Annotated in this window: 5 protein-coding genes; 3 read left to right on the forward strand and 2 right to left on the reverse strand. The window is 34.3% G+C overall.

All coding sequences use genetic code 11. The annotated features are described in order from the left end of the window. Nucleotides 1-577: 577 nt before the first annotated feature. Nucleotides 578-2227, forward strand: coding sequence for a M4 family metallopeptidase (locus tag ACFQZ1_RS10550; RefSeq protein ID WP_377882159.1), 1650 nt, complete (start codon nucleotides 578-580; stop codon nucleotides 2225-2227). 602 nt (nucleotides 2228-2829) lie between these two features. Here ACFQZ1_RS10550 and ACFQZ1_RS10560 read toward each other — a convergent pair. After that, complete coding sequence (locus ACFQZ1_RS10560; RefSeq protein WP_377882162.1) at nucleotides 2830-3609, reverse strand: MBL fold metallo-hydrolase; 780 nt, start codon at nucleotides 3607-3609, stop codon at nucleotides 2830-2832. A 127-nt stretch (nucleotides 3610-3736) separates the two neighbouring features. Here ACFQZ1_RS10560 and ACFQZ1_RS10565 point away from each other — a divergent pair, with 127 nt between their 5' ends. Both ACFQZ1_RS10565 and ACFQZ1_RS10570 read left to right on the forward strand, forming a co-directional pair. Continuing rightward, nucleotides 3737-4144: an Lrp/AsnC family transcriptional regulator gene (locus ACFQZ1_RS10565; RefSeq protein WP_377882163.1), complete on the forward strand. Its 408-nt coding sequence runs from the start codon at nucleotides 3737-3739 to the stop codon at nucleotides 4142-4144. 584 nt (nucleotides 4145-4728) lie between these two features. Beyond that, nucleotides 4729-5640, forward strand: coding sequence for a DNA-3-methyladenine glycosylase 2 (locus ACFQZ1_RS10570; protein ID WP_377882165.1), 912 nt, complete (start codon nucleotides 4729-4731; stop codon nucleotides 5638-5640). Between the two features lie 289 nt (nucleotides 5641-5929). Here the strand turns inward: ACFQZ1_RS10570 and ACFQZ1_RS10575 are convergent. After that, nucleotides 5930-6150 (reverse strand): DDE-type integrase/transposase/recombinase (locus ACFQZ1_RS10575; RefSeq protein WP_377882167.1); only part of this gene is annotated, 221 nt, incomplete at its 5' end.

A 6150-nucleotide genomic window follows, 5' to 3' on the forward strand; every position in this document is an offset into this window, starting at 1 on the left:
TCTCCCGAGGGATGGGCAAAAACATCCTATTTAAGTTAGCTGCTTAACCTCAAGGTTAATAGGATATTGCTATTCTATGGTTCTAGCGAATTATTTTTGCACCAAAACCGGCATGTATGATGCCCCATTATAGAAGGTGACAATTTTGTAAGAATACAAGCTTAATTTGTAAGGAAAATACATGTCTTCTTTAACCATATCCTTCTAAAATAACATATGAACTAGTGCAACAAACACTACAGTCCAATTGAATGTATAAGGAGGAATTAAAGTGCATGAAGATAGTATTACGTACAGCCTATTCTAAAAATCGGAGAAGTAGCTAGTGTAAACGACAAGCTTACATGAAAAGCATAAATTTAATCAAAAAGAATCGGTAATGAAAGCATCAGTAAGACTTTGTATGTTAATGATTGCTATGATTTTGACGACTAATGGCTTCACACCCAAAATAACTAACGCCGAATCAAGTAAAAAAATTCAAAATATTGAAAATGCGCTATTATCACTAGAATTATATAAAAGTGTTAAAAAACATAGAGATGTGTCAAAAGAGTAGGGATGGAGAGTGGTATTTTTGAAAAAGAAGATTTTATCTTCAACATTAGCTTTATCTATGGCTTTAGGAGCATTTGCGACATTAGGAACGTCACGTATATATGCAGCAGAGCAAAAAATTCAATACAACCAAGAATTCCAGACACCATCTTATATTGGAGAAGAGTGGAAAGCACCGGAAGGGTTAGATAAAAAAGAAACGGTTTTTGAGTATCTAAAGAGTAAGAAAGACATGTTTAAATTAGCAGGAAATATGGAGAAACATTTTGAAATCGTTGGGGAAGAAAAAGACGCAGCGGCGGAAACAACGCATGTGAAGCTTATTGAAAAATATAATGGTGTTCCTGTATATGGCTCTGACCAAACAGTAGCACTTGATAAAGATAATAATGTGAAAGCATTTTTCGGACAAGTTATCCCAAATTTAGAAAATAAAAATATCCCATCAACTGCAAGTATTTCAGAAGATGAGGCTGTAAATATTGCGAAAGCTGATATTGAGAAAGAGATTGGAAAAGTAGACAACTATGATGGGATTAAGAAAGATTTATACGTATATAAAAAAGATGAACAATATTATCTTTCCTATCTTGTAAAAGCATCTGTTTCAAAACCAGCACCAGGCTACTGGCATTATTTTATTGATGCAACAAATGGAAATGTAATCAATAAATATAATGCGGTCGATCATATTACTGGTTTTGGATATGGTGTTTTAGGAAACAGACAATCATTTGAAGTTGTTCAAAATGAAAAAACAGGTGCATTTCATTTATTTGATGGCAAACGTGGAAACGGTGTCCATACGTTTGATTGGAAAAATGTGTATAAATACTTTTATGATTCACCATCAGAAGGAACGGGATATACAGGTTATGAAATTGAAAGTAAGTTCAAGTTCTTTGAAGATAAAGCAGCTGTTGATGCACATGTAAATGCGGAAAAAGCATACGACTATTATAAGAAAACATTTAATCGTAATTCCTATGATAACAAAGGGGCGAAGTTACTTTCTTTTGTTCACGTAGGGGAAAACTGGAATAACGCTGTGTGGAACGGTGTGTTTATGGCGTATGGTGATGGAGATGGAAAAATATTCATTCCACTTTCTGCAAGCTTAGATGTTGTTGCTCATGAGTTAACACATGCTGTAACAGAGCGTACAGCAAATTTAGAGTATCAAGATGAATCTGGTGCATTAAACGAATCGTTTTCGGATATTTTCGGTGCGATGGTAGACCGTAATGATTGGGAGATAGGAGAAGATATTTATACACCGGATAAAGCGGGAGATGCATTGCGTTCTTTAAGTAATCCTGCTTCTATTCCAAATCCGTTAAAGCCAACTGAAGGTTATCCAGATCATTATAGCAAGCTCTACACAGGAACGTTTGATAATGGCGGTGTTCATATTAACAGCAGTATTAATAACAAAGCTGCATATCTAGTTTCTGAGGGCGGTACACATTACGGTGTTACTGTAAAAGGTGTGGGCCGTGCAGCAACAGAGAAAATTTATTACCGTGCTCTTACAAAATATTTAACTGCAAACTCTAACTTTAAAATGATGCGCCAAGCTGCACTTCAAGCTGCAGAAGATTTATATGGTAAAAATTCTAAAGAGGTACAAGCTGTAACGAAGGCTTATGATGCAGTTGGTATAGAATAAGACATGAAAAAGACCTGATATATTGAACATCCCCCTGTCAAGTAGACAATAAAGAGCAGCCCCATATAGTTACGCACTTTTCATCACCTGGGTTCGATATTCTATCGGACTCAGGTCATTTAACTTTTCTTGAAATCGTTCTGTGGGATAAAAATGCAATGAATCTCTCATTTTTAATAATTCACAAAATTTTCAACTTTTAAAACTTTAATTGTTAATATTTGTTATATAATGAACTTGTCACACCAGTCATTAAGTAGTTTGCCTATCGTATCTATTGAACTATGCCGTGTAACCTTTGCTTTCATTAAAACAAAAAGAACTTGTAGAGATTCCTACAAGTTCTTTTTGTTTTTTTAATTCAATATCAATAAAAATGTTGAATAATTAGGTCCTGGTGAGAAAATAGCTTAATAGGAATATAGAACCTATTTGGCAATCTATCATACCCATAGGATTCCATATAATCATCAGTCATTTTGTTTAAATCAATAACTAAGCTTGTTATCGATTATCTTCAACTCAAATTTTTCCATCCCTCATCCCTCTGCATAATATTTCACCATCTGCACATACTACAAACAGGTTTGTCTGGTTTTCCGCTAAAATGAGTAAGATTCCCCGTCATCAGGTACAAACACATTAGAGGAAATTCCCTTTTCATTTATAAAGCTCCTTAATTCTTCTCTGGACAGTCCCCAATGGTTAACTGCTTCCATATGGACAGCAATAATTTTTGCATCAGGGGCAGCATTGTACACTTCATAAACATCATCTTTCCCCATGATAAGAGGACCACCCACAAGGAATTGATTATATCCTGCATTGACCACAATGATTTCGGGTTTATTTGCATCGATGATTTCTTGAACTGCTTCATACCATACTGTATCACCAGTAAAATATAGTGTTTTCTCACTTGAGTGTTTAAAGACAACGCCACACACTTCCCCAGCATGCTTTAAGATTTCGCCTCTACCATGCTCGCCTTTCGTTTTAATTAATTGGATATCTTCAAAAACTGTATCCTCTTGTAAAACCTCTACATTTTTGAAACCAACGTTTCCAATTTCCGTCGCATCTTCATGATTTTGGGCAAATATTTTAATTTCTTTTGGCAATGCTTCTTTTGCAGCATCATCCCAGTGGTCAGGATGCAGATGAGTGACAATGACAGCATCAATATTAGATATAATATTGTCAATGGATGTCGGTAAGCTTACCAAAGGATTATTTTGGTCTTCTCTTGGTGCAGGGGGTAAACCAACACCAGTTCCAAAAGGCGGCATAGTTCCTTTTTCCGCTAACATGGGATCAATCAAAAACTTTTTGCCTGCATATTCTACAACCGCTGTTGCATTACGAATGTGATGTATATTCATATATATTAACTCTCCCTTTTTTTTGATTTGAAGCACTCTTTTAGTTTAAACTAAGACCAACTAACGAATACAGGGGCTAAATAAAGTCTTTCGGCAGTTTCACTTTATTAATGAAAGGATTATTAAAATGTTAGATAAGACAGATATGCATATCCTTGATGAACTATCCAAGAACAGTCGTGTCACGATGAAAGAATTAGGTGAGAAAGTCCATTTGACTGGACCAGCTACTTCAGCCAGAGTTGCGAAATTAGAGGATAGTGGGGTTATCGAGGGATATACCGTAAAAGTTAATCAAGTCAAATTGGGATTTTATATACATGCTTTTCTAACTATCATTACACAGAGCACTAACCATCAGCCATATTTATTATTCATCAAAACGCAGGAACAATACATTGTCCGTAACTATAAAATCAGTGGAGATGGTTGTTACCTTCTTGAATGTAAATTTCCATCCAATGAAGTAATGGATAACTTTTTGGAGGGGTTAAATGAACATGCAAATTATAAATTATCCATTGTTATTAAATAGAGAATAAATACAATGGAGAGTATGTGAAGAAATGTACTTAAGCTAATGGGAGCTTTAACAAAATTAGGAATAAAATTTAAGAGCCTAAAATATGCAAGTTTTTATGCACTACTTGCGTATTTTGACTCTTTTACATTCATAAAATATCCTTCCATTTATAATATTTTTTAATTGCCAAATACACCTATATTTCACGTATTAAGATCTACTTTGCGGTCTAGAGCAGCAACCCTGTGATTAAGCCTGAAAGGCGGATTAAGGAACTGTGGAGTAACAATAAAGTTACTCCACTAAAGGGCCATTTAAATGGGTGGGAGCTTTGCAAATCCTATTTCATCTAATTCGTTTTGAATGGATTCCCAATCTAGGCCTTTTATTCTCGTGGGTATATCTTGGACCATTTTTACCCCTCCTGTTTAGCATTCTTGATAATTAACACTATAACCTCATAAATAGGAAAAAATAAGGTATTTAGAATGTAATAGCAAGATAACGAAAATGAATCAAGATGATTATTTGATAAACTAAAACTCAATTAGTATACGTTTTGTTTCGAATTGTAAAAAGGGAAGGAGAATGAAAAAATGACAGAGCATAAAATCAATAATGATATTGTTATTACATTGCCTAAAGAGTTTGACTTCTATGCGAACCTTGGCTATCTAGCAAGGGAAAAAAAAGAATGTATGTATGAAATCGAGAACGGTATTATTACAAAAGTCATATCCATTGGAGAAATTCGGTTTTTGGTACAAATAAGCGTAATCGATAATAAGCAGATGCTTGTTCAATTCCTAAATGATTTGAGACCTACTGAAGAGTGGCAACGAGAAGAAATTGGCAAAGTTATTCGTGAATGGTTCGATCTTGATAACGATTTATCGCCATTTTATGAATTGGCAAAAGCAGATCCATTACTTAAAATACCTGCCCAAAAATTCTTTGGATTACGAGTGGTAGGCATTCCCGATTTATTTGAAGCTTTATGTTGGGGAGTTTTAGGACAACAAATTAACTTAAGCTTCGCATACTCATTAAAAAAACAATTTGTAGAAAAATTTGGTGAGTACCTAGAATGGAACGGTAAAAAATATTGGGTTTTTCCATCTTACGAACGAATTGCGAAGGTTTCACCTGCCGACCTAGCTGATATTAAAATGACTTTGAGAAAAAGTGAATATATCATTGGAATTGCTCAGTTAATGGCACAGAAAGAATTGTCAAAAGAAAAATTATTAAAAATGAGCTTTAAAGAGGCTGAAAAAAATTTAATGAAGATACGCGGCATTGGAGCTTGGACAGCCAATTATGTTCTCATGCGCTGTTTGCGATTTCCGACAGCTTTTCCAATCGATGATGTAGGTCTTATTAATTCAATAAAAATAGTATGTAATATGGATCGAAAGCCTACGAAAGATGAGATTTTAAAATTATCAAATCCATGGAAGAACTGGGAATCATACGCTACCTTTTATTTATGGCGTGTTCTTTACTAATTAATTACAATTTAAACAGAATATATTTATTAAAAAGACGATGAACTTTAAGAGCTTTATCCTCACGATCAGCACATCTAATAAATGTTATTCCATTAAAGGGCGTTTTAATTGAGCAAGGATCACAAAAATTATCAAATTTTTTTATAAAAAGATGATTCAATTGAATATAGAAAAAGCGTGTTTTGATCAACCTTTTTTTCAAAACACGCTTTTTCTATTTGCTCTTTTAGGTTCTGTTGCAAAGTTTCCGAAGATATAAAGAGATGGGGAATGTTATGGACCAGTTTTATGAAACTATTAATAATTCATGTAATGCGCTATACGTCGAAAAAACGAAGTTTGGTTGAAGACTTCGTTTTTGTTTGTATATAGCATGAACAGTTTCTATACCTTTAATAGTACGTGAGGCATGGCGAAGACTTTGAAATCCTAAAGAACGGGAGAATCGACGTTTCACATGCCGGTGATCTTGCTCAATGATATTATTGAGGTACTTGATTGTACGAT

Origin of the sequence: Bacillus sp. CGMCC 1.60114 (genome assembly GCF_042676365.1) — a bacterium.
Taxonomy (GTDB): Bacteria; Bacillota; Bacilli; order Bacillales; family Bacillaceae_G; genus Bacillus_A; species Bacillus_A rhizoplanae_A.

Excerpts from the sequence above, each read along its gene's own strand:
- ACFQZ1_RS10565 (WP_377882163.1), top strand. The coding sequence starts at position 3,737 with ATGTTAGATAAGACAGATATGCATATCCTTGATGAACTATCCAAGAAC.
- ACFQZ1_RS10560 (WP_377882162.1), bottom strand. The coding sequence starts at position 3,609 with ATGAATATACATCACATTCGTAATGCAACAGCGGTTGTAGAATATGCA.
- ACFQZ1_RS10570 (WP_377882165.1), top strand. The coding sequence starts at position 4,729 with ATGACAGAGCATAAAATCAATAATGATATTGTTATTACATTGCCTAAA.